19 protein-coding genes are annotated in these 23,811 nt (G+C 66.0%); 11 read left to right on the forward strand and 8 right to left on the reverse strand.

Annotation, left to right across the window (positions count from 1 at the left end; translation table 11 throughout):
* Nucleotides 1–2: 2 nt before the first annotated feature.
* From pcaD to KRX52_RS02380, 4 genes are read left to right on the forward strand one after another with little or no spacing between them, the layout of a single operon-like run.
* Nucleotides 3–791 (forward strand): 3-oxoadipate enol-lactonase, encoded by a 789-nt coding sequence (pcaD, locus tag KRX52_RS02365; protein ID WP_217679549.1) that lies wholly within the window; start codon nt 3–5, stop codon nt 789–791.
* A 15-nt stretch (nt 792–806) separates the two neighbouring features.
* The gene (gene pcaC, locus KRX52_RS02370; RefSeq protein ID WP_217679550.1) at nt 807–1,199 is read left to right on the forward strand and encodes a 4-carboxymuconolactone decarboxylase; all 393 of its coding nucleotides are present in this window, start codon (nt 807–809) and stop codon (nt 1,197–1,199) included.
* A gap of 52 nt (nt 1,200–1,251) precedes the next feature.
* The gene (locus KRX52_RS02375; protein WP_217679551.1) at nt 1,252–2,115 is read left to right on the forward strand and encodes a DMT family transporter; all 864 of its coding nucleotides are present in this window, start codon (nt 1,252–1,254) and stop codon (nt 2,113–2,115) included.
* 13 nt (nt 2,116–2,128) lie between these two features.
* On the forward strand, nt 2,129–3,085 hold the full coding sequence (locus tag KRX52_RS02380) for a Gfo/Idh/MocA family oxidoreductase (protein WP_217679552.1): 957 nt from the start codon (nt 2,129–2,131) through the stop codon (nt 3,083–3,085).
* A gap of 9 nt (nt 3,086–3,094) precedes the next feature.
* Here KRX52_RS02380 and alkB read toward each other — a convergent pair whose 3' ends face one another.
* Nucleotides 3,095–3,772, reverse strand: a complete 678-nt coding sequence (gene alkB / locus KRX52_RS02385) for a DNA oxidative demethylase AlkB (protein ID WP_217679553.1) — start codon at nt 3,770–3,772, stop codon at nt 3,095–3,097.
* Between the two features lie 1,264 nt (nt 3,773–5,036).
* On the opposite strand from alkB, the gene KRX52_RS02390 reads away from it, so the two are divergent.
* From KRX52_RS02390 to KRX52_RS02400, 3 genes are all read left to right on the forward strand, one after another.
* On the forward strand, nt 5,037–6,053 hold the full coding sequence (locus KRX52_RS02390) for a hypothetical protein (protein WP_217679554.1): 1,017 nt from the start codon (nt 5,037–5,039) through the stop codon (nt 6,051–6,053).
* A 104-nt stretch (nt 6,054–6,157) separates the two neighbouring features.
* Entirely contained in the window at nt 6,158–6,574 is a 417-nt protein-coding gene (locus KRX52_RS02395; protein WP_217679555.1) for a cupin domain-containing protein, read from the forward strand.
* Between the two features lie 76 nt (nt 6,575–6,650).
* Nucleotides 6,651–7,139 carry a hypothetical protein gene (locus tag KRX52_RS02400; protein WP_217679556.1) on the forward strand — a complete coding sequence of 163 codons (489 nt, stop codon included), beginning with the start codon at nt 6,651–6,653 and terminating at the stop codon, nt 7,137–7,139.
* A gap of 207 nt (nt 7,140–7,346) precedes the next feature.
* On the opposite strand, the gene KRX52_RS02405 is transcribed toward KRX52_RS02400, so the two are convergent.
* Nucleotides 7,347–8,543, reverse strand: coding sequence for an OprD family porin (locus KRX52_RS02405; RefSeq protein ID WP_254797348.1), 1,197 nt, complete (start codon nt 8,541–8,543; stop codon nt 7,347–7,349).
* Between the two features lie 555 nt (nt 8,544–9,098).
* On the opposite strand from KRX52_RS02405, the gene quiC reads away from it, so the two are divergent.
* Nucleotides 9,099–10,994, forward strand: coding sequence for a 3-dehydroshikimate dehydratase QuiC (gene quiC, locus KRX52_RS02410; protein ID WP_217679557.1), 1,896 nt, complete (start codon nt 9,099–9,101; stop codon nt 10,992–10,994).
* A 96-nt stretch (nt 10,995–11,090) separates the two neighbouring features.
* Entirely contained in the window at nt 11,091–11,759 is a 669-nt protein-coding gene (locus KRX52_RS02415) for a TetR/AcrR family transcriptional regulator (protein WP_217679558.1), read from the forward strand.
* Between the two features lie 439 nt (nt 11,760–12,198).
* Here the strand turns inward: KRX52_RS02415 and KRX52_RS02420 are convergent, their stop codons facing one another.
* The 3 genes from KRX52_RS02420 to KRX52_RS02430 are packed head-to-tail and all read right to left on the reverse strand — an operon-like array spanning nt 12,199 to nt 15,808.
* Nucleotides 12,199–13,098 (reverse strand): LysR family transcriptional regulator, encoded by a 900-nt coding sequence (locus KRX52_RS02420; protein WP_217679559.1) that lies wholly within the window; start codon nt 13,096–13,098, stop codon nt 12,199–12,201.
* 46 nt (nt 13,099–13,144) lie between these two features.
* Nucleotides 13,145–15,160 carry a pyridoxamine 5'-phosphate oxidase family protein gene (locus KRX52_RS02425; protein ID WP_217679560.1) on the reverse strand — a complete coding sequence of 672 codons (2,016 nt, stop codon included), beginning with the start codon at nt 15,158–15,160 and terminating at the stop codon, nt 13,145–13,147.
* A gap of 18 nt (nt 15,161–15,178) precedes the next feature.
* Nucleotides 15,179–15,808: a glutathione S-transferase family protein gene (locus KRX52_RS02430; protein WP_217679561.1), complete on the reverse strand. Its 630-nt coding sequence runs from the start codon at nt 15,806–15,808 to the stop codon at nt 15,179–15,181.
* 207 nt (nt 15,809–16,015) lie between these two features.
* Here KRX52_RS02430 and KRX52_RS02435 point away from each other — a divergent pair, with 207 nt between their 5' ends.
* Nucleotides 16,016–18,379 carry a DNA polymerase II gene (locus tag KRX52_RS02435; protein ID WP_217679663.1) on the forward strand — a complete coding sequence of 788 codons (2,364 nt, stop codon included), beginning with the start codon at nt 16,016–16,018 and terminating at the stop codon, nt 18,377–18,379.
* A 41-nt stretch (nt 18,380–18,420) separates the two neighbouring features.
* On the opposite strand, the gene KRX52_RS02440 is transcribed toward KRX52_RS02435, so the two are convergent.
* Nucleotides 18,421–18,648, reverse strand: a complete 228-nt coding sequence (locus KRX52_RS02440) for a cysteine-rich CWC family protein (protein ID WP_217679562.1) — start codon at nt 18,646–18,648, stop codon at nt 18,421–18,423.
* Nucleotides 18,649–18,906: 258 nt separating this feature from the next.
* Between KRX52_RS02440 and KRX52_RS02445 the strand changes: the two genes are divergently transcribed.
* Nucleotides 18,907–20,292 carry an FAD-binding oxidoreductase gene (locus tag KRX52_RS02445; protein ID WP_217679563.1) on the forward strand — a complete coding sequence of 462 codons (1,386 nt, stop codon included), beginning with the start codon at nt 18,907–18,909 and terminating at the stop codon, nt 20,290–20,292.
* 159 nt (nt 20,293–20,451) lie between these two features.
* On the opposite strand, the gene KRX52_RS02450 is transcribed toward KRX52_RS02445, so the two are convergent.
* Nucleotides 20,452–21,792 carry an MFS transporter gene (locus KRX52_RS02450; RefSeq protein ID WP_437439682.1) on the reverse strand — a complete coding sequence of 447 codons (1,341 nt, stop codon included), beginning with the start codon at nt 21,790–21,792 and terminating at the stop codon, nt 20,452–20,454.
* Nucleotides 21,793–21,966: 174 nt separating this feature from the next.
* Nucleotides 21,967–23,730, reverse strand: a complete 1,764-nt coding sequence (locus tag KRX52_RS02455) for an FAD-dependent oxidoreductase (RefSeq protein ID WP_217679565.1) — start codon at nt 23,728–23,730, stop codon at nt 21,967–21,969.
* Between the last annotated feature and the right edge of the window lie 81 nt (nt 23,731–23,811).

The following is a 23,811-nucleotide window of genomic DNA, read 5'->3' on the forward strand; positions in this document are numbered from 1 at the left end:
CCATGCCGACCGTGCAACTCGCCGATGGCGCCCTGAACTACCAGATCGACGGTCCCGCCGGCGCGCCGGTGCTGGTGCTGTCCAACTCGCTGGGCACCGACCTGAACATGTGGGACGCGCAGATCCCGGCCTTCGCCGAGCAGTTCCGCGTGCTGCGTTTCGACACCCGCGGCCACGGCGCCTCGCTGGTGACCGAAGGCCCGTACCGCATCGAACAGCTCGGCCGCGACGTGCTGGCCCTGCTCGACGCGCTGGACATCCAGAAGTTCTCGTTCTGCGGCCTGTCCATGGGCGGCCTGATCGGCCAGTGGCTGGGCATCAACGCCGGCGCACGCCTGGACAAGCTGGTGCTGTGCAACACCGCCGCCAAGATCGGCACTGACGAGGTGTGGAACACCCGTATCGACACCGTGCTGGCCGGCGGTCAGCAGGCCATGCGTGACCTGCGCGATGCGTCCATCGCCCGCTGGTTCACCGCCGAGTTCGCCGCCGCCCAGCCGGCCAAGGCCGAGCCGATCGTCGGCATGCTGGCGCAGACCTCGCCGCAGGGCTACGCCGCCAACTGCGCCGCGGTGCGCGATGCCGACTACCGCGAGCAGCTCGGCGCGATCACCGCGCCGACCCTGATCGTCTGCGGCAGCCACGACGCTGTCACCACCCCGGAGCATGGCCGCTTCATGCAGGAGCGCATCAAGGGCGCCGAGCTGGTCGAGTTCCACGCCGCGCACCTGTCCAACGTCGAGGCCGGCGACGCCTTCACCCAGGCGGTACTGGCGTTCCTCACCAAATAAATCACGGAGCCAACGATGGACGAGAAACAACGCTATGAAGCCGGCATGCAGGTGCGTCGCGCGGTGCTGGGCGACGCCCATGTCGACCGCAGCCTGAAGAACATCACCGAGTTCAACGGCGAGTTCCAGGAAATGATCACCCGCCACGCCTGGGGCGACATCTGGACCCGCCCGGGCCTGCCGCGCCACACCCGCAGCCTGATCACCATCGCCATGCTGATCGGCATGAACCGCGAGGGCGAGCTGAAGCTGCACCTGCGCGCCGCGCGCAACAACGGCGTGACCCGCGACGAGATCAAGGAAGTGCTGCTGCAGAGCGCGATCTACTGCGGCATCCCGGCCGCCAACGCGACCTTCCACCTGGCCGAAGAGGTGTGGAGCGAGCTGGGCGTCGAGTCGCTGGAGTAACATGCCGGGCATGGACGCCCATTGACCTTCTTATCAGGAATCCACCTCTCGGATGGCCATATCCCGCCCGCTCAAGGGCATCCTGCTGACCTGCGCTGCCGTGCTGGTCTTCGCTTCCCTCGACAGCCTGTCCAAGTACCTCACCACGTTCAACAGCGTGCTGATGATCCTCTGGGTGCGCTACCTGTCGCAGAGCCTGCTGCTCGCCACCTGGCAGTTGTCGCGCCACGGCCTGCGCGTGCTCAAGGTCAACTGTCCCGGCTTGCAGGTGCTGCGCGGCCTGTCTCTGCTCGCCATCAGCCTGTTCTTCCTCTCCGCCCTGAGCCTGTTGCCGATCGGCGAGGCCACCGCGGTGCACTTCCTGTCGCCGCTGCTGGTGATCCTGCTGGCGATCCCGCTGCTCGGCGAGCGCGCCAGCCTAGGCCACTGGCTGGTGGTCGGCCTCGGCTTCGCCGGCGTGCTGATCATCGTCCGCCCCGGCGGCGGCCTGCTGACACCGGCCATGCTCCTGCCGGTGGCCTCGGCCACCTGCTACGCGGTCTTCCAGCTGCTGACCCGGCGCATCGGCACCCGCGACAGCGCAGCCACCACCAACCTGGTCACCGGCCTGGTCGGCGCCGCCGGCATGAGCCTGATGCTGCCGTGGTTCTGGAGCGGCCTGCCGGAGTGGCCGCAACTGCTGGGCATGGCCTCCCTCGGGGTGATCGCCGTCGGCGGGCACATGCTGCTGACCGTGGCCTTCCAGTACAGCTCGCCGGTGCTGCTGGCGCCGTTCAGCTACCTGCAGATCTTCTTCGCCGTGCTGTACGGCTTCGTCCTGTTCGACCATGTGCCGGACGCCGGTGCGCTGCTGGGCATGGGCGTGATCGCCCTGAGCGGGCTGGGCAGTGTCTGGCTGCAGGGGCGGCGCGCCTGAAGCGGGGACTTTCATGAGCAACCCGCCGATCCGCATTCTGCTCGTCGGCGAGGGCGCCATCGCCGGCATCCACCTGCAGGCCCTGCAGGAGATCGGCGGCGCCGAGGTGGTCTGCGTCGCCGGCGGCGTGGACGCCGACACCGCAGCTTTCGCCGCCCAGTGGGGCATCCGCGAGCACTCGCAGGATTTCGCCGCCGGCCTGGCGCGCGAGGACATCGACGCGGTGATCATCGCCAGCCCCAGTGCGCTGCATGCCGATCAGGCCAGCGCGGCCATCGCCGCCGGCAAGCACGTGCTGGCCGAGATCCCCATGAGCCTCAACCTCGCCGATGCCGAGCGCCTGGGCGCCGAGGCGCAGGCCAGCGACCGGGTGTGCATGGTCGCCCATACCCGCCGCTTCAGCGCGCCACACGTCGAGCTGAAGCGGCGCATCGCCGCCGGCGAATTCCACCTGCAACACCTGGTCGCCGAGACGTACTTCCTGCGCCGCGACAACCGCAACATGTTCGGCAAGCCGCGCAGCTGGACCGACTGTCTGCTCTGGCACCACGCCTGCCACAGCGTCGACCTGTTCGCCTGGCTGCTGGACGACTTCGAGCTGGAGGTGTGGGGCAGCGCTGGCCCGCGCCATGCCGAGCTGGGCATTCCGATGGACATGAACATCGGCCTGCGCTCGCGCAGCGGGGCGATGGCCACGCTGGTGCTGTCGTTCAACAACCGCGGTCCGTTCGGCGGCCACTACCGCTACATCGGCGAGGAAGCGACCCTGCTGGCCTACCGCGACGAACTGAAGGACCATGAGGGCGTGCTGCAGAGCGTCCCCGAGGGCAGCAGCTTCGCCCGCCAGGACGCCGAATTCCTCGCCGCCATCCGCGAAGGCCGCACCCCCGAATCCTCCTTCGCCGACTGCCTGCCGAGCATGCGCCTGCTTGACAAGCTGGACCGGGCAATGGGACTCAGCCCGCGCTGAGCAGGTGACTCATCCTGCCTTGCGCAGAGTGAAATTGATCCGCTGCGCGCCCAGCAGCGGATGCACCGCTTCCTTGATCGGCAATATGCCGTGAAAGCGCAGGCGATCTTCGCCGCCCCACACCACCACGTCGCCATGCAGCAGCGGCACCCGCTGCGCAGTTTCGCGGCGCGTGTGCCCGCCGAACAGAAACACCGCCGGGATGCCCAGCGACACCGAGACGATGGGGTGCTCCAGGCTGCGCTCGTCGCGGTCCTGGTGCAGGCTCATGCGCGTGCCCGGCAGGTAGCGGTTGACCAGGCAGGCATCCGGCACGAACTCCGCAAAGCCTGCGGCGGCCGCCGCTTCATGCGCCAGACAGCTGAATACCTCTGGCATCGCCGGCCACGGCTGGCCGCTCAGCGGATCGAGCGGACTGTAGCGATAGCCGCCACGGTCGCTGATCCAGCCCAGCGCGCCGCAATTGGTCAGCGCCACCGACATCGACTGCCCTCCGGGGGTGACCATGATCCGGAACGGCGCCGCCGCCTCGACCGCCGTCAGCGCCGGTAGCAACTCGTCGACAAAGGGCAGGGCGAAGCCGCGCAGCAGCAGTGCCTGCGCGCCGAGGCGTTCCTCGCGCGGTAGCTCGGCGGGCGTTTCGCCGAACAGGTCGGGGGTAAAGGGGGGAGGGGCGTGTCGCGGCATGGCGGAATTTCCGGGCGTGCTGAATATGGCGGCACGCTCAATTTACCAGCGCCAGGCCTCGCTGGCGCACCCCACGTACAAGTCGCCGCGCCCTGTCGGCTATGCTCCACCTAGCCGCTCTGGATTGATCGGGAAGAGCGGTGCCATCAGGATGCGGGGCAGAGGCGAGCCCCCGCCCGCTGAGGCGGTTCGGGCCATTCTGGCGCTGCTGCCGGAGGTCGAGGCCTGGTGGCGCCGGCCCATCAGCTGCAAGCACGTCATCGCCGGTACGCTCCATTATCCCGGCAAGCAGGGGAAGGCTTGGCCAGTTGAGGGAGCAGTGAGAATTGCACGGGGCTTGGGGGGCGCTTACTGGTCTCCTGACTTCGGTCGATGTAACCATCACGCGTTGGGGGATTACTGTCTGATTGGGCAAGGGATGAATCAGCGTCTCTTCGAGAATGGTCCTTGGCAACACGATGGCTTGCAAGCATCTAGACTCGGATAACCTTTTCTCGAGACCAAGGACCATGCTCCTACCATGCTACAGGCTCTGCCTGATCCGTCTTTTTCCGGTCATGCTGGTTTGCGTGGTTTGCGTGGTTTGCGTGGTTTGCGTGGTTGGCATGAATGGCTGCTCCACCGGGCAACGGTTTTCTTCGCCGCCCCCGGAACCGGCCCCGGCTCCGACCCGGGTCCATGCACCGGCAGCCGCTGAGTTGCCCTACTATGCAAGTCGGTCGGGGATGAAGGTTTACAGTGCTCCCAGGCATGGTTCACGAGTGCTGGCCACTTTGACTCTCCACCAAAAGATACTCCGTAGCGATGTTCAGCGTGGCTACGCTCGAATTCGCACCCCGGACGGCCGCATACAGGGGTGGGTCGATAATGGTCTGCTCATCTGGCGCCTGCCGGTTTCCAAGCCGTCTCGTACTCGTACCGCGGCGGTCAAGTGCCCTCCTCAGCCTGTTCCACCTGCAAGCCCAGCTGAGCCGGCAGCTCCAGCTGAACCGGTAGCCCCAGCTGAGCCGGCAGCCCCAGCTGAGCAGGTAGCTCCAGCTGAGCCGGCAGTTCTAGCTGAGCAGGTCGCTCCAGCTAAGCCGGCAGTTCTAGCTGAGCAGGTCGCTCCAGCTAAGCCGGCAGCCCCTGCTGAGCAGGTAGCTCCAGCTGAGCAGGCAGCCTCAGCTGAAACCTCCCCGCCAGCCGAGAGTACCGATGGTTTACAGGCCAGGCCACGTGCCGAGGTATTCGATAGATTCTGAGCCGTTGGGGCCCGAGGTTTGTGATGAGTGATAAACAAGCGGGGTTGTTGTCGGGCTGGCGGGGACTCGTCGGGCGTTTCTCCGTGGCAGTAATAGGTCTGACTTTGATTGCTATTGTGCTAACGGGCTACAGTTTCACTCTGATCGATGATCTGCGCGTGAATCGGGTAGTCAACAGCGTGCTTGACGAACAACTCGCTCACTTGCCCAATACCGCCTTGACCAGCGTGGAGCTCAATCCCACCACTGAGGGGGTGAGCATCATCGCTTCCGTGGATACCCCGCAGGTTCTCGAGCCACAAAGGGTGAAGGTACTTGAAGAGCATCTTTCTGCGCAGCTCGGGCGACCCGTGCAGCTCTTCATGCGTTGCAAGGTCACCAAGGATATTAGCGCAACCGGCTCGACCAATATCCGCCCCTATCTGAACCTCGATGGCAAGGAAAGTCATGTCCCGTTGACCCCCACCATGGCCCTGCTCCAGCAGGCAGAGCAGATTGCCCGCGAGGCTTTTGCGGACCGGGATCACATCCATCTTGACGACATTCGTCTAGTTGAACTCGATTCCGGTCCGGTTCTGGTGATAGCCATCCAGAGTCCGCGTCAGCCCAGTGCGGAAAGAGTCGAGCATTTCCAGAAATTCATTCAGGAACGTCTGCAAAACAGCAATATTCGAGTGGATATTCGTCGCATCTCGACCATTGAGGTGAGTGCCAAGGGACCTGTGATTCTGGGTGCGGCACACTATGGTGCTCTTGACGAGGGGCAGCGGCAGATACAGGCACAGATCGAAAGCCTTCTGACTCGCTCGATCATGGACAAGCCACACTTCTATGTGCAGGCCATCGATGCGGCGCCTGCAGGAGAGTCCTGGATCGTGCGTGGATTGGTTGCAGGATCCAATGTTTTAAGTCCTGCAGACATCAAGGCTCTGCAAGACGCGGTCAAGCGTGAGCTCAACCAGCAGGTAGATTTGAAGATTCTCAGCCGTGTGGAGCTTGAGGTGGGGGAAGAGGGCTACCAGTCTCCACCGATACGCTGAGTCAAGATGCAAATCGCCCGCTGGCCGGGGAACCTGGGCAGCGGGTGATGCCACTGCCGGGGTGGTACGGCCTCAGGCGTTACACGATGCGGGAGGAAAGTGCCATGGCTACAGACGAGCGCCGGGTTCAAGGGCTACGGCCCGATACCGAGGTCATGACCCGCCAGCGTCTTCCCTATTTCGTCGGCATCTCGGGGCAGACGGTCGGGGCGCAGGGGTTGTCCATGCACCTGGTGGTCATCCCGCCCGGTGGGCGAGCCGAACCGCACCTTCACATCGGTTACGAAACGGGCATCTACGTACTCGAAGGCTGCGTCCTCACGCGATGGGGAGCCTCGCTCGAGAACGAGATCGTCAGCGAGGCCGGAGAGTTTCTGTTCATTCCTCCCGGCGTTCCCCACGAGGCGATCAATCTCAGCGCCAGCGAAGCGGCCCGGGCTATCGTCGCGCGCAACGATCCGGCAGAACAGGACAGAGTCGAGCCCTATGTCGTCTCGCCCACATCGGGGGCGGCCGGCTAAGTTGTTCCCGACATCGCCTGCCTTGCGACTGAATTTTTGGCGTGGCCAATCCACCGTCAGCAACCCGGAGGCCCGCATGCCTGGCTCATTCGCTGAGTTCTGTGCCGAGCTGAATGCCTCGCTCACTCCCGCGTTGGTTGCCGCCGGTTACCGCGCGCCCAGGGCTCCGTTCGATCGCCATACCGTCCGCTACGAGTTCGCGCGCGAGGGTTTGGCCGGGCGGGAGACCATCGCGATCCTCTTCAATCGCAAGCGCCGCGCCGCGTTCGGCGTGCAGTTGTTCATCGAGCCGCCGCAGGGGCTGGCGGAACTGGAGGAACGCGGCGGTACCTTGCTCCTCGGTACGCTGTCGCCAAGCCGAACCCTGTGGCCGTTTCCGGTCAGAGCATTCGGCCAGCACAGGTCACTGCTTTCACGGCTGTGGGGCAGGGCGGCGATGATGCCCGCTGATGCGGTCCGGGCCTTTCTGGCGCTGCTGTCGGAGGTCGAGGCTTGGTGGCACCAACCCAGAAGCAGCCCACACATCGTTGTCGGCACGCTCCGTTACCCCGGCAGGCAGGGGTAAGGCCTGACCTGCTCCGCGAGCCGTGCGGATTGCCACGAAGCGTTGGGGGAGCAGGCCATGAACTTTGCTGGGCAGGTTTGCCGGCGGTGATGCCGTGGTTTCCCGCCAAGAAAGCCGGACGAAAAAAAGCCCGTCACATGGACGGGCCAAAGAGGGTACCTCAGGGGAGACGACCACCGCTGCCACGGCGGCCGGTACAGCAGCCGATCAGAGGATGTTCAGCGGGTAGTTGACGATCAGGCGGTTCTCGTCGAAGTCGGTGCCGTTGTCGGCCCAGCTCTTGCGGATGTTGGAGTTGCGCCACTTCACGTTGAGGCTCTTCAGCGGGCCGGACTGCACCACGTAGGCCAGCTCGGACTCGCGGACCCATTCCTTGCCGTCGTCGACGCTGCCGACGTGCACGTTGTCGCCGCTGATGTAGCGGGTGGAGAAGGTCAGCCCCGGCACGCCCCAGCCGATCAGGTTGTAGTCATAGCGCAGCTGCCAGGAGCGTTCCTCGGCGTTGTCGAAGCTGGAGTTGAAGCTGTCGTTGGCCAGGGTGCCGCCGCTGGTGCCGTTGACGCGCATCCAGGCGTTGTCGCCGCTGAGCTTCTGCAGGCCGACATAGAAGCCGTGGTTGCCGGTCTTGGCCGAGAGCATGGCCGAGGCGGTCTTGTTGTCCAGTTCGCCGGCCAGCTCGTCGCCGTTTTCCTGGCCGATGAAGTAGCCGAGGTTGGCGCCCAGGGTCCAGTCACCGACCGGCTGGGTGTGCACCAGGTTGTAGTACTGCTGCTGGTAGATGTCTTCCAGCTCGGAGTACCAGACGCCGACCAGGGTGCGCTTGTCGTTGAAGGTGTATTCGCCGGCGGCGAAGTTGAAACGGTCGGACGTGAACGCCGGCTTACCGAACATCGACATGTCTTCCATGCTGGCGTCGTTGCGCGGGCTGTTCTGGCGGAACTGGCCGCCGTAGAGGGTCAGGCCGTCGATTTCCTTGGAGGTGATCTGGCCGCCCTGGAAAGTCTGCGGCAGCGAGCGGCCGTCGTCGGAGCGCAGGATCGGCAGCACCGGCATCCACTCGCCGACCTTCAGTTCGGTCTTGGAGAACCTGGCCTTGCCGGCCACCGCCAGGCGGCCAAAGTCGTCGGCCGGGCTGCCGTCGCCGTGCACCGGCAGCAGCTGGGTATTGGTGGTGCCCTTGCCGCCGTCGAGCTTCACGGAATACAGGCCGAGCACGTCGGCGCCGAAGCCCACCGGGCCCTCGGTGTAGCCGGAGCGGGCGTCGAGGATGAAGTTCTGCGTCCATTCCTCGGCGCGGCTCTGGGCGTTGCTGTCGGAGTTGCGGAAGTCGCGCCCCAGGTAGTAGTTGCGCAGGTTCAGCGTGGCGGTGGCGTCGTCGACGAAACCGGCGGCCATGGTCGGCATGGACAGGGCGGTCGCACTCAGGCTGGCGACGGTGCCGATGGCGAGTGCAAGGGGGGTGCGAGACATCATTGTTGTTGTTCTCCCGTTTTTATTGGTCGAGCGGCCGCTGGCGATCCGCGCGGGAATGCAGTGGCTGAGGGCTCTGGTGGATCACCCGCGAGGGGTGGCAGGACTGGGCGCGGCGGCCGTCAGTCCCTGGCGGCGGCGGTGCCGTCCGCGACTGCTGGGGGAGCTGGCGCCTTGATCGGCGCCGGGGCTGGCATCGGGGGTTCGGGGCATGGCGGCTTCGATCTTGTTGTTGTCGTGAATGCGGCTGCACCGGACGGAAACCGTGGCGTGCCGGCCCGTCGGATGACTGCATGGTGGCGGGCAGCGGGAGGCTGGGTCAATTGCCTGGAAGTCGATTGGTTCGATAATCGAACGTTAAACTAACTGGTTGGTACATTCCTGTTGTCGTTGGTCAAACCCTGTCCGATACTCGACTCACCCCATCCCGTCGCCGCGCGCCTGCCTTGCCTTTCCGCCGCGCCGACCGCCTTCACCCCAGGAGGACGCATGCATCGCTCAATCGCCACCGTCTCGCTCAGCGGCACCCTGCCCGAGAAGCTCGAGGCCATCGCCGCCGCCGGCTTCGACGGCGTGGAGATCTTCGAGAATGACCTGCTCTACTACGGCGGCAGCCCGCGCGAGGTACGCAAGCTGGCGGCCAACCTGGGGCTGGAGATCACCCTGTTCCAGCCGTTCCGCGACTTCGAGGGGGTGCGCCGCGATCGCCTGCAGCGCAACCTCGACCGCGCCGAACGCAAGTTCGACCTGATGCAGGAGCTGGGCACCGACCTGGTGCTGGTGTGCAGCAACGTCGCCGCCGACTCCCTGGGCGACCGGCAGATCCTCGTCGACGACCTCCGCCTGCTGGCCGAGCGCGCCGGCGCCCGCGGCCTGCGCATCGGCTACGAGGCGCTGGCCTGGGGCCGCCACGTCAACACCTGGCAGCAGGTGTGGGACATCGTGCGCGCCGCCGATCACCCGAGCCTGGGCGTGCTGCTCGACAGCTTCCACACCCTGTCGCTGAAGGGCGACCCGAGCGCCATCGCCGAGATTCCCGGCGACAAGATCTTCTTCGTGCAGATGGCCGACGCGCCCATCCTCAACATGGACGTGCTGGAGTGGAGCCGGCATTTCCGCTGCTTCCCGGGGCAGGGCGACTTCGACCTGCCCGGCTTCCTCGCGCCGATCCTCAAGAGCGGCTATCGCGGCCCGCTGTCGCTGGAGATCTTCAACGACGGCTTCCGCGCCGCGCCGCCGCGCGCCACCGCGGTGGATGGCCATCGCTCGCTGCTCTACCTCGAGGAGAAGACCCGTCTGCTGCTGGAAGAACAGCATCAGCCGGTGGAGCCCGACGTGCTGTTCGCGCCGCCGCCGGCCAGCCGCTACGACGGCATCGAGTTCCTCGAATTCGCCGTCGACGAGGCGCACGGCGCCCTGCTCGGCCAGTGGTTGACCCGCCTGGGCTTCGTCGAGGCCGGTCGCCACCGCTCGAAGAGCGTCAGCCTGCTGCGCCAGGGCGACATCAACCTGGTGCTCAACGCCGAGCCGTACTCCTTCGCCCACAGCTTCTTCGAGGCCCACGGCCCGTCGCTGTGCGCTACTGCCCTGCGCGTACGTGATGGCAAGCAGGCGCTGGAGCGCGCCAGCCAGTTCGGCGGCCAGCCGTACCGCAGCCTGGTCGGCCCCAACGAGCGCGAGATCCCCGCGGTGCGTGCGCCGGACGGCAGCCTGATCTACCTGGCCGACCGCGATGCCCAGGGCCACAGCATCTACGAGACCGATTTCGACCTCAAGGACAGCGCCGCCCCCGGCATCCTCAAGCGCATCGACCACGTGGCCATGGCCCTGCCGGCCGAGGGCATGGATTCCTGGGTGCTGTTCTACAAGAGCCTGTTCGACTTCACCGCCGACGATGAGGTGGTGCTCCCCGACCCCTACGGCCTGGTCAAGAGCCGCGCCCTGCGCAGCCGCTGCGGTACTGTGCGCCTGCCGCTGAACATCTCGGAGAACCGCAACACGGCGATTGCCCACTCGCTGTCCACCTACCGCGGCTCCGGCGTGCACCACATCGCCTTCGACTGCGACGACATCTTCGTCGCCGTCGAACAGGCCAAGGAAGCCGGGGTGGCGCTGCTGGACATCCCGATGAACTACTACGACGACCTGGCCGCGCGCTTCGACTTCGACGACGAGTTCCTCAGCCAGCTGGCCTACTTCAACGTCCTCTACGACCGCGACGCCCAGGGCGGCGAGCTGTTCCACGTCTACACCGAACCGTTTGCCGAGCGCTTCTTCTTCGAGATCCTGCAGCGCAAGGACTACGCCGGCTACGGCGCGGCCAACGTCGCCGTGCGCCTGGCGGCCATGGCCCAGGCACGTTCCAGCCGGCGCAGCAAGCTGTGAGGCCAGGAAGCCATGCCGCCGATGGCGGCGTGGCTTCCCTCCCGCCGGGCAGCAGCCGATAATCGCGCCAGCCTTTTCTGACCGAGTCCGCGAGCCATGTCGTCCGTCATCCCGCTACCTCCAGCCGCACCGAGCAAAGTGCGCCAGCCGCGCAAGAACAACCCGGAGAAGACCCGCCAGGACATCCTCCTCGCCGCGGTCGCCGAGTTCGCCGAGCACGGCCTGAGTGGCGCGCGGGTGGATGCCATCGCCGAGCGCACCAACGTCTCCAAGCGGATGATCTACTACTACTTCACCAGCAAGGAGCAGCTCTACCTGGCCGTGCTGGAGAAGCTCTACGGCGACATCCGCGCCACCGAAGCGTCGCTCAAGCTGGGTCAGCTGGACCCGGAGGCGGCATTGCGCCGCATGGTCGAATTCACCTTCGAGCACCACGACAGCAACGTCGACTTCATCCGCTTGGTCAGCATCGAGAACATCCACCACGGCGCCCACCTGGCCGAGTCGCAGGTGATCCGCTCGCTGAACAAGTCGATCCTCGCCGAAGTGTCGAGCATCCTCGACCGTGGCGTGGCCGCCGGCATCTTCCGCCCCGGCATCGAACCGCGCGACCTGCACCTGCTGATCAGCTCGTTCTGCTTCTTCCGCGTCTCCAACCGCCACACCTTCGCTACCATCCACCAGGTCGATTTCAGCGACCCCGAGACTCGGGCGCGGCACAAGGAGATGATCTGCGAGGCGGTGATTCGATACGTCAGGGCTTGAGGTGTTGCCTACGGCATGCGGGCATGTCGTGGGGAGAGGGGCGGTTTCCGACTCAAAGCGGGCAGTGGCGACTGGCAGAAATCGGCCGATTCTGTTGAAAAAGTCGCATGCGATCCGCCCTGCGGGAAATTGCCGTGCGTAGCTTGAAGTCAATGCGTTTTTTAGAGACGAGCTACGTCAGATTTCACGTAGCAACGCGCGGTCCGAGCATTTTTTAGCCGCCAAATCCCCTCGACATGGCCGAAGGGACTTTTTCAACAGAATCGGCCAACAGCGGTCATCTACAATCTACGAAAGCCGGGCCGATTCAGTTAGAAATATCCGTCAAAGCCCTAGACAACTGGGACGATGCCTCTCGCAGAGTCCAACCGTTGAGTTCCCCAGCCAGCTCCCACTGGTGCCGCACCGCCCCCCCACAGGGAAGCTTTGCTCGCCGGGATCAGGCCAGATGCGCCTGACTACGCAGATGCTCGGCCAGCATGTCGATGAACGTCCGCACCTTGGTCGAGCCGTATTTACTCTCACGATGAAGGATGTGGATTGGCCAGGACGCTTCCTCGTACTCAGCCAGGATCACCTGCAAGCGCCCGTCCGCCAGTTCATCAGCTACCTGATAGGACAACAGCCGGGCGATGCCGAGCCCGGCGCAGGCTGCGGCGATGGCGGCGTCGTTGCTGGTCACGGTCAGGCGCGGCTTCATGCGCACCAGGGTCGAGTCGTCGATCGCGCCGAAGCGCCAGTCCGAGTGAGGCGAGAGCGCCCCGCCCGCGATGATCTGGTGTTTGTGCAGCTCCGAAGGATGGTGCGGCGTGCTGTGACGGGCCAGGTACTCAGGCGAGGCGCACAGCAACCGACGCATCTGGCCCACGCGCAGCGCCTTAAGGCCAGAATCGGGCAATTGGCCGATGCGTACGGCCACGTCCATGCCCTCCTCCACCAAGTTCACCACACGGTCGAGAAAATAAGCCGACACATTCACCTCGGGATACTGCTGCAGGTAGCGAACGATGCAGGGCATGACGAACGCCTTGCCAAACAGGATCGGCGCGGTCACCGCCAGGTCACCCTTGGGCGCGGCATTGATGCTGGCGGCGGCTTCGTTGGCTTCGACGATGCTGGCCAGAATGTGCCGGGTGTCCTCCAGGTAGCGGCCACCGGCCTCGGTCAGGCGCACGCTGCGGGTGGTACGCAGCAGCAACTTGACCCCGAGCTGCTCCTCCAGAGCGGTGACCGCGCGGGTCACCGCCGCGGGCGAGATGGCCAGGCGGCGAGAAGCAGCGGCGAAGCTTTCAAGCTCGCCTACGGCCACGAACACTTTCATCTGGTGAATCTGGTCCATGCCGCGCTCCATGCGTTGTCGTAGGGCGATTATTCCAGCGCGGACGCTAGAGCTCCAGCACCAAGGGCTGCACTGCGCCTTCAGCCTGGGCCGGGATGGCGCAGCAGATCAGCACGCTGCCGGGTTCGGGCAGATCTGCGGGCGGGGCCTGGTAGTGGACCTGTCCGCTGACCAGTTTGGTCTTGCAGGTGCCGCAGGAGCCGCCTCGGCAGCTGAACTCCGGCGACAGGCCGCGGCTTTCCGCCAGTTCCAGCAGCGTGCCACTGTCCGGTGCCCAGCGTGCTTCCATTGCGGAACTGGCGAAGTACACCGGTACCGGTTCGGTGGCGGGCGGGGGTTGTTGCAACGTGGGCTGGTTGTCGTCGGAGTGGCGGCGCAGGGTCGAGGGGCCGAAGGCTTCGGCATGGATGCGCGCGTCGGGCACGTGCACGCTTCGCAGGCCTTCGTAGAGCTCCTGGGTGAAGCTGGCCGGGCCGCAGAGGTAGAAGTCGTAGTCGTCCAGTGCCAGCGAGGCCTTGATCTGATCGATGCCCAGACGGCTGGCAAAGGCGTAGTCACGGCCCTGCACGGTGTGTGCTTCCGGCTGGCTCAGGGCGCGGTGGATATACAGCAGGCCATTGGATTGCTGCTGGAGTGCGGCAAGTTCCTGCTGGAACGGCAGGTCCGCCAAAGTGCGCCCACCGTGGAACAGATGGATACGTCGCCCCTGCCCGTTGGCCAATTGCTCGCGAAGCATGGCGATCAGCGGTGTGATGCCCACGCCCGCGCCGATCAGCACGATAGGGCGTGCGCTGTACTGATCCAGGATGAAGCTGCCCATGGGCAAGCGCACGTCCATGGAGTCGCCGACTTTCAACTGACGGTGCAGATACCGTGAAGCGGGTCCCTGCGCCTTGACGCTGATCCGCAGGTAGCCATCGGACGGCGCGCTGGACAGGCTGTAGATCCGGATCAACGGCGTCTGCCCATCGATCCGCAAACGCACGGGGATATGCTGGCCAGGCGCAAAGGCCACGGGGGTGCCGTCTTCGGGTTGTAGGTAGAACGAGCGGATGTCACGACTCTCCTGTTCGATGCGCAGCACTTGCCACCTCAGCCACTGGTGCTGCCGTTCACGCTGCTGCAAACGCTGCTCGGCCTCGGCCCAGGTGCCAGTTATCAGGCTGGTAGGGGCGAACTCGTGGAACGCCCAGCGCAGCGAAACGGCGGCCGGGCGAAACACCACCTGCTCGACATCCAAGGTCCAGATCCGCTCGGCGCCTTCGAAGGCACGGATCAAGGGACTGTCGAGAATGACCTCTGCTCGCCCGACAATCTGCAGCACATCGCCGGTGGTGAAATCGACGAACAATAGGCCTGCGATCGGATTCACCAGCAGGTTGCCGAGGGTATTGAAATGCAGGTTACCGGCATAGTCCGGGATGGTCAGGCGGTTGCCCTCGATCCTCACGAAACCGGCGCGACCACCGCGGTGGGAGACATCCACCGATCGCTGGCCGCCCTCAGGTTCGACGTAACTGGCGACAAAGAACGTGTCGGCGCTTTCGATCATGGCGCGAGCCCCGGCATCGAGTGCCTTTGAATCTTGGCGCCCCTGCGGCGGCTTATCGACACGGGTGTACTCGCGCAACTGGATGTATTGTGGGCAGTTGCCGAACGACTGCTCGACCGCCACCTCCAGTTGGCCGGTACCGGTGCGGCGGATCATGCCGTTGAGACGATTCCGCCGCCGCGTGTGCAACTCGATCCCCAACAGGCCAACGGCACCGCCCGCCTCCAAGCCCGGCGTGGCCGGGTCGTCGGCGACAAGATCAGTGCTGATCAGCAACTGCCGAGGATCGGGCGAGCTGACGAAGCCCTCGGGGCCTTCGAGCAAAGTCGCCCAGGGTTTACCATCAGCATCCACGGCGCCGGCCACCATGAACGGCAGCTGGTGATAGAACGCACGATGCTGCTCGGGCATGAAGTCGCGGATGACCTTCGGCCCCAATGCCTCCATGCGCTCTGCAACACCGGCTTGCTCCTGCAGCCGTTTCTCACCTACATGCCAGGGTGATCGCATGGCGGCATTCCTCGAGGTTTAGAGAGTGGTCTGCAAGCCAATGACCGTGCGTGGCATCGGTACGAAGCCCGGCAGCGCCTCGATACGGGCCAGCCAGGCACGCACGTTGGGATAAGGCTCCAGCGACACGTTGCCTTCCGGCGCGTGGGCGATGTACGAGTAGTTGGCGATATCGGCGATGGTCACCTGGTCACCGGCTAGGAACGAGGCTTTGGCCAGTTCGGCGTTGATCAACTTGAGCAGGGTGTGGGCGCGGCCGATGACTTCATCGGTGTTGAACGAGGCGCCGAATACAGTCACCAGGCGCGCAGCGGCCGGGCCAAACGCCAGCGGGCCAGCAGCTACAGACAACCAGCGTTGCACGCGGGCGGCGCCGACCGGATCCTGGGGCAGCCAGCGTTCACCGCCGTAAGCCTTGGCCAGGTACACCAGAATGGCGTTGGAGTCGGCGATGACGATCCCGTTGTCGTCGATCACCGGCACCTGGCCGAAGGGGTTGATGGCCAGAAATTCGGGCTGTTTGTGTTCGCCCTTGGCCAGGTCGACGAAGACCAGTTCGGTGGGCAACTGAAGCAGCGACAACATCAGCTCGATGCGGTGAGCATGGCCGGACTTGGGGAAGTTATAGAGTTTGATCGGGCTTGGCATGTTCTGGGCTCCGGATCAGCGCCGGGAGTGGCGCTGCTGGAGGACATGCTGCACTGGATCGGCTCGCAGCAGAATCAGTGCTGGTGGCAATCCAGTATTTCGCTAGGTGGAATATGGGATGGCTTGACCACTACAGACGCCCCTGTTCGCCGCACCACCGCCGAGCACGTAGAATTCCCTTCTCAGGGTCTTCTCAAGGTCATCGGCGTGGAAGGGCAACTGGGTTTCGTGCTGACGCGGCACTGGCGCGACACGCCGGCGGGCATCGAGGTCGAGTTCTGGCTGGCGAGCGACGCCGGCCCGCGTCGCGTGCGGGTGCCCGTGCAGCCGGCGGTGGCCTTCGTGCCCGCCGAACAGCGCCAGCGCGCCGGGCAGTTGCTGCGCGGCGAGGAGGGTGCCGAGCTGCGCGAGCTGGAGATGCGCGACTTCCATCATCGGCCGGTGCTCGGTCTCTACTGCCGGCAGTACGCGCAGCTGCTGCGTCTGGAAAAGGCCCTGCGCGCCGGCGGCGTGGATGTCTACGAGGCCGACATCCGCCCGCCCGAGCGTTTCCTGATGGAGCGCTTCATCACCGCGCCGGTAAGCTTCGCCGGCACGCCGGCTGACGACGGTGTGCTGCTGGATGCCCAGCTGCGCCCCGCGCCGGACTACCGTCCGCGCCTGCGCCTGGCGTCCCTCGACATCGAGACCAACAGCCGCGGCGAGCTGTATTCCATCGGCCTGGAAGGCTGCGGCCAGCGCCAGGTGTACATGCTCGGCCCGGCCAACGGCGACGCGAGCGGGCTGGATTTCGACCTGGAGTACTGCGCCAGCCGCGCGCAGCTGCTGGAGCGGCTCAACGACTGGCTGGCGCGCCACGATCCCGATGCCATCATCGGCTGGAACCTGGTGCAGTTCGACCTGCGCGTGCTGCGCGATCACGCCCAGCGCCTGCGCGTGCCGCTGCGCCTGGGGCGCGGCGGCGAGGAAATGGGCTGGCGCGAACACGGCAGCGGCAACGGCCACTTCTTCGCCGAGGCCGCCGGGCGGCTGATCATCGACGGCATCGAGGCGCTGCGTTCGGCGACCTGGAGCTTCCCCTCGTTCAGCCTGGAGAACGTGGCGCAGACGCTGCTGGGGGAGGGCAAGGCGATCGACAACCCCTACCAGCGGATGGCGGAGATCGATCGCCGCTTCGCCGAAGACAAGCCGGCACTGGCGCGCTACAACCTCAAGGACTGCGAACTGGTCACGCGCATCTTCGCCAAGACCGAGCTGCTGTCGTTCCTCCTCGAACGGGCCACGGTCACCGGCCTGGCGGCCGACCGCAGCGGCGGCTCGGTGGCGGCCTTCACCCATCTCTATCTGCCGCTGATGCACCGCCTGGGATTCGTCGCGCCCAACCTCGGCGAGCGCCTGCCGGAGGCCAGCCCCGGCGGTTTCGTCATGGATTCGCGCCCGGGCCTCTACGAGTCCGTGCTGGTGCTGGACTACAAGAGCCTGTACCCGTCGATCATCCGCACCTTCCTGATCGACCCGGTCGGCCTGATCGAAGGGCTGCGCCAGCCCGATGACGCGCACTCGGTGCCGGGCTTTCGCGGCGCGCGCTTCTCGCGCACCCGGCACAGCCTGCCGGCAATCGTCGCGCGGGTCTGGGAGGGCCGCGACGCGGCCAAGCGCGACGGCAACAAGCCGTTGGCGCAGGCGTTGAAGATCATCATGAATGCCTTTTACGGCGTGCTCGGCTCGAGCGGCTGCCGTTTCTTCGACCCGCGCCTGGCCTCCTCGATCACCCTGCGCGGGCACGAGATCATGCGCCGGACCCGCGAGCTGATCGAGGCGCGCGGCTACCAGGTGATCTACGGCGACACCGACTCCACCTTCGTCTGGCTCGGCAGCGGGCACGAGGAGGAGGCCGCGGGCCGCATCGGCCGCGAGCTGGTGCAGCACGTCAACCAGTGGTGGCGCGAGCATCTGGCGGCCGAATTCGGCCTCGAGTGTGCCCTCGAACTGCAGTACGAGACCCATTACCGGCGCTTCCTGATGCCCACCATCCGCGGCGCCGAGGAGGGCAGCAAGAAGCGCTACGCCGGCCTGGTGCGGCGCGCCGACGGCAGCGAGGAGATGGTGTTCAAGGGCCTGGAGACGGTGCGCACCGACTGGTCGCCGCTGGCCCGGCAGTTCCAGCAGGAGCTTTACCAGCGCATCTTCAGGCGCCAGCCCTACGAGGACTATGTGCGCGACTATGTGCGCAGCACCCTGGCGGGCGAGCTGGACGAGCTGCTGATCTACCGCAAGCGGCTGCGCCGGCGCCTGGACGACTACGAGCGCAACGTGCCGCCCCACGTGAAGGCGGCGCGGCTGGCCGACGAGTTCAATGCCCGCCACGCCCGCCCGCAGCAGTACCAGCGCGGTGGCTGGATCAGCTACGTGATCACCACGGCCGGCCCCGAGCCGCTGGAGAGCCGCCAGGCGCCCATCGACTACGACCACTACGTGACCCGCCAGCTCAAGCCAGTGGCCGACGCCATCCTGCCCTTCGTACACAGCGACTTCCGGCGGCTGGTGGATGGGCAGATGGAGCTGTTCTGAAGCCGCCCGGTTTCTGGCGCCGAGTCGTGGCTCCGTCCGGGTCAGGCCTCGGCAGCGGACTGGTCGGCCTGCGCCGAGCCCACCCCAGCCGCACAGCGCGGACATAGGCAGGCCTTGTTGACCAGCTCGACGGGCACCCGCGCGAGGGCTTCCGGGCTGATGGCGGCCTTGCTGCACCAGCATTCGATATCGAGGGTGCCGGCCCTGGCCGGAGCGCATTGGTTGGCGCCACCACAAAGTGGGCAGGTGTGGTTGGGGAGGGGCTGCATGGCTGGGACCGGCTGGAAGCGTTCTGGGACGGCTAGCCTAGCCCAATTCGGGCAAAGCCAGCCAATGCACTGGTCTTCACGCCCGTCGCCGCTTCGCTCTGCCACAGGCCCGGCGGGAGGCGCTGCCGGGATTGTGCCCGTCAGCGCGCACCTCGATCGGTATGTCCGTACGTCAGTGGCGAACGGCTCCCAGCGTCAGGGGGCTAAACTTACATGTCGCCCCCCGGCCCGGTGCCGGTACTGAAAGTGGAGGCGAACATGTTGCAATTACCGAAGGCGGCAATAGCCGAGTTCAAAACGCTGTTCCGAGGGAGCGTGCTCCTTCCCGTAGACGCGGGATACGACGAAGCGCGGCAGATCTGGAACGCCATGATCGACCGACGCCCCGCCCTGATCGCCCGCTGCACCTCCGCCGAGTCTGTCGTGCAGGCCGTCAATTTTGCCCGCCAGCACGGCCTGCTCGTATCCGTCCGCGGCGGTGGGCACAACATTGCCGGCAATGCCGTCTGCGACGACGGGCTGATGATCGATCTCTCAACCATGAAAGGGGTTGAGGTCGATACCGTAAGCCGCAGGGCAGGCGTGGAGCCCGGCTGCACCCTGGCCGATTTCGATGCGGCCGTCCAACCCCATGGCCTCGCCACCCCGCTCGGCATCAATTCGACCACGGGTGTCGCCGGGCTGACCCTGGGGGGCGGCTTTGGCTGGTTGAGCCGCAAGTACGGCATGACGGTGGACAACCTGCTGGGTGCCGATGTGGTGATGGCGGATGGTCGGCAGTTGCACGCCAGCGAAACCGAGAACGCCGATCTGTTCTGGGGGCTGCGCGGCGGCGGTGGCAACTTCGGGATCGTCACCCGTTTCGAGTTCCAGCTCCATCCCGTCGGCCCCGAGGTGCTGAGCGGCCTGATCGTCTACCCGTTCGCTGAGGCCAAGTCCGTTATCAGCGCCTTCGCCCGCTTCAGCGAGCAGATGCCGGACGACCTCAATGTCTGGATGGTCCTCCGCAAGGCGCCGCCCCTGCCTTTCCTTCCGGAAGAGGCCCACGGCAAAGAGATGGTAGCGCTGGCCTTGTGCTATGCGGGCAACTCCGCCGAGGGCGAGAAGCTGATCCAGCCGCTGCGCGGCTTCGGCAAGGTACTCGGGGAGCATGTAGGCGTGCAGCCCTATACCGCCTGGCAGCAGGCCTTCGACCCGCTGCTGACGCCAGGCGCGCGCAACTACTGGAAGTCGCACAACTTTTCCCGCATCGGGGATGAAGCCACAGACGTCATCGTTGAATACGCCGCCAAGCTCCCATCGCCGCAGTGTGAAATCTTCATCGGCAGCCTCGGCGGACAGACGTCCCGCGTGGCGCCAGAGGCGATGGCCTACTCGAGCCGGGACGCCAACTACGTGATGAACGTGCATGGCCGCTGGGATGCAGCTGCCGACGACGAGCGCTGCATCGCCTGGGCGCGTGAATTCTTCGCCCGATCCAAGCCCTTCGCCAGCGGCGGCGCCTACATCAACTTCCTTACCCAGGAGGAGAGTGACCGTATTGCCTTTGCCTACGGCACGGTCTACCAGCGACTGGTGGAGATCAAGAAGAAGTACGACCCGACAAACTTCTTCCGGATGAACCAGAACATCAAGCCGGATTGACGGGGGTAACGACGCCACCTTGGCGGAGTGGAGGCCGTCGGCACGCTTGAGTCCGAGTCCAGCCGATCGTCCGTAGCCGCAGCTTTCCTCCCCAGGCAGAAACGACAATGCCGCGCTGGTGCGCGGCATTGTCGTGGTGGGCTGAGGCGCAGGAGCGGATCAGCTCTCGAGCTTGCGCGGCGCCATGAAGTACAGCCAGGTCAGGGCGAGGAAGTACATGGCCGGGATGATGGTGAACAGCACGGCGTAGTTGTTGTTGGTGACGGTCAGCACATAGCCGACGATCTGGGTCATGAACATGCCGCCGATCGCTGCGCACATGCCGCCGAAGCCGAACACGGTGCTCATCAGGTGCTTGGGGGTGTAGTCCATCACCAGGCTCCAGATGTTGGCGGTCCAGGCCTGGTGGGCACCGACGGCGAGGGCGATGGCCAGCACTGCGACCCACAGGCCGCTGGCCTTGGCAGCGAATACCACGGTGCAGATGCAGGCGGCGAAGATCAGCATCGACACCAGGCGGGCACGGATCGGGTTGACCCCGCGGCCGATCAGGAAGGACGACAGGATGCCGCCACCGATGCTGCCGAAGTCGGCGGTCAGCCAGATCAGCATCAGCGGGATACCCATCTGGGTGACGCTGATGCCCAGGCTGTACTGCTGGTTGAGGAACGGCGGCAGCCAGTACAGATAGAACCAGAACACCGGCGCAGTGATCATGTAGGCCACGGCGAAGGCCCAGGTGCCGCGGCGACGCAGGATCTGCGAGAAGGGCACCTTGGTCGGCTCCGGCTCGACGTCCTTCTGGATGTACTCCAGCTCGGCCTTGGTGACGCTCGGATGCTCTTCCGGGTTGAAGTACTTCAGCCCCCAGAACACCAGCCAGACGATGCCCAGCAGGCCCATGCCGATGAAGGCGGCCTGCCAGCCCCAGACGGACAGGATCAGCGGCAGCAGGGCCGGGGTGACCATGGCGCCGACGTTGGTGCCGGCGTTGAAGATGCCGGTGGCCAGGGCGCGTTCGCCGGCCGGGAACCACAGGCGGGTGGTCTTCACGCAGGCCGGGTAGTTGGCCGCCTCGGTCAGACCGAGGATGAAGCGGCAGATCATGAAGCCGACCGCCGAGGTCGCCAGGCCATGGGCGCCGGTGGCCAGGCTCCACAGCAGCACGGCGCAGAAGAAGGCGCGTTTGACGCCGACCCTGTCGATGAGACGGCCCTGCAGGAGGAAGCCGACCGCATAGCCGACTTGGAACCAGAAGTTGATGTTGGCGTAGTCCATGGTGGACCAGCTCATCTCCTTGGCCAGGATCGGTTGCATCACGCCCAGGGCGGCACGGTCGATGTAGTTCAGGGTGGTGGCGAAGAACACCAGGGCGAGCATGACCCAGCGGGTCTTGCCAACGCCGAGGGCGGCACGGACTTTCTCGCCGATACCGGCGTGGGGGTGCACCGAGGCGAACGTCTGCGGCAATACGACTGGGCGAGCCGTGGAGTTGGACATGAGCATTTACCCGATTATTGAAATTGTTATGGAACAGCCGAGGCTGTTTTGACCGGGAATCGACGGTGGCGGGTCGATCAGGCATCCGGTCTGGCCTAGATGTTGGAATTCTCGGCCGGCGAGGTCAATTCGATAAACGACCATTCTGCCGATAATCGAACACAACCTAACCAGTTAGTACATTGTGCCCGAGAGCGTTTGCACCGCCAAAACCATCGGACTGTTTGCATCCGCGGGACCGCTGCGCACCCCGGCGAGGCGCAGCCCGGCCAGATAGCCGAAGGTCATCCCCGGCCCCAGGGTGATGCCGCCGCTGGGGTAGTGGCCGTCCATCACGCTGGCCATGTCGTTGCCCACTGCGAACAGCCCGGCAATCGCCTGACCGTCGCTGTCGATGACCCGCGCCGTGGCGTCGGTGCGCAGCCCGGCGAAGGTGCCGAGACTGCCGGGCACCAGTTTGATGGCGTAGAACGGCCCGTGCTGCAGCGCGCCCAGCGACGGATTGGGGGCGTGGCGGGCTTCGCCCTGGGCGCGGTTGTAGGGCGAGGCGCCGCGCTGGAAGTCGGGGTCCTCGCCGTGCGAGGCATACCGGTTGAAGCGCGCGACGCTGCTCACCAACTGCTCCGGATCGATGCCGCACTGGCGGGCCAGTGCGTCGAGGCTGTCGGCCCGCTTGAGGTAGCCGTTGCGCCGCCAGGCTCCGTCCGGGAAGGGGAACGGCCGCACCGCGCCGATGCCGTAACGCCGTCGGGCGCGCTGGTCGCCGATCAGCCAGGCCACCGGCTCCTCGCCGGCCGGGGTGGCGGCAAACAGCGCGGTCATGAAGTCGTGGTAGGAATCGGCCTCGTTGACGAAGCGCCGGCCGTCGTGGCGCACGGCGATGAAGCCGGGCTTGGCGCGCTCCATCAGGTGCGGGAAGGCGCCGACGCCGCCGTCCCTGCGCGGCACCAGCGAGACCGGCGCCCAGGCGCCGGCGTGGACCAGATCGTCGGCCACCTGTCCGCCGACTGCCTCGCCCAGACGCAGGCCGTCGCCGCTGTTGCAGGTTGGCGCGGCGGAGTGGTGACCGCGGCCGTCCGGCGCGTGGGGGAAGAGCTGCGCGATGCGCTGGCGGTCGTGAGGGAAGCCGCCGCAGGCCAGCACCACGCCGCGGCGGGCGCGAATCTCGGTGGGGGTGCCGAGGTGGTCGATTTCGGCGCCGACCACCCGGCCGTCGCGCTCCAGCAAGCGGCGGACCGGCGCCTCGGTGAGCAGGCTGACCTTGAGGTCCAGGGCACTGCGCAGCAGGCGGGCGACCAGCGCATTGCCGTTGACCAGGTGCATCCCGCGTCCGTGGCGCAGCAGGTCGCGAAAATGGCGCAGCAGGCGTCCAGCTGCATACAGCGCCGAGCGCGGCGAGCGGGTGGCGTCGAGGAAGTGGCCGAGATCCGCGCCGCCGGCGATGCCCATGCCGGCCAGGCTGATCAGGTCCAGCGGCGGGCGCAGCTTGGCGATCCACTCGCCGAGCTGGCGGCCGTCGAACGGCTGGGCGCACAGCGAGCGGCCGCCGCGCGCCGCGCCGGGGCCGTCGTGCATGTCGGGCATGCGGCTGCCGGAGTAGAACTGCACGGCGGTGTGGCGCTGGAAGAATTCGACCATCGCCGGGCCGTGGTCGAGAAAGGCGCGCTGGCGCGGGTCCAGCTCGGCGCGCTGCAGCTGCTCGCGCAGGTAGCGCTCGGGGGCTTCGGGCTCTTCGCTCTGGCCTTCGGCGACGGCCAGCGGATTGCGCGGAATCCACAGCCAGCCGCCGGACCAGGCGCTGGTGCCGCCGAGCTGCGCCTCCTTCTCGGCGACCACCACCTTGAGGCCGTGGTGCGCGGCGGTCACCGCGGCGGCGAGGCCGGCGGCGCCGGAGCCGATCACCAGCACGTCGCATTCGATTCTGTCGGGCGTTTGCATGTTCTGCCTCTTGTTGTTGTCGTGGGCGGGGCAATCGCACAAACGCAGTAGGAGCCAGCTTGCTGGCGATTCTCCGGAGCT

The organism is Geopseudomonas aromaticivorans (genome assembly GCF_019097855.1).
Lineage (GTDB): Bacteria > Pseudomonadota > Gammaproteobacteria > Pseudomonadales > Pseudomonadaceae > Geopseudomonas > Geopseudomonas aromaticivorans.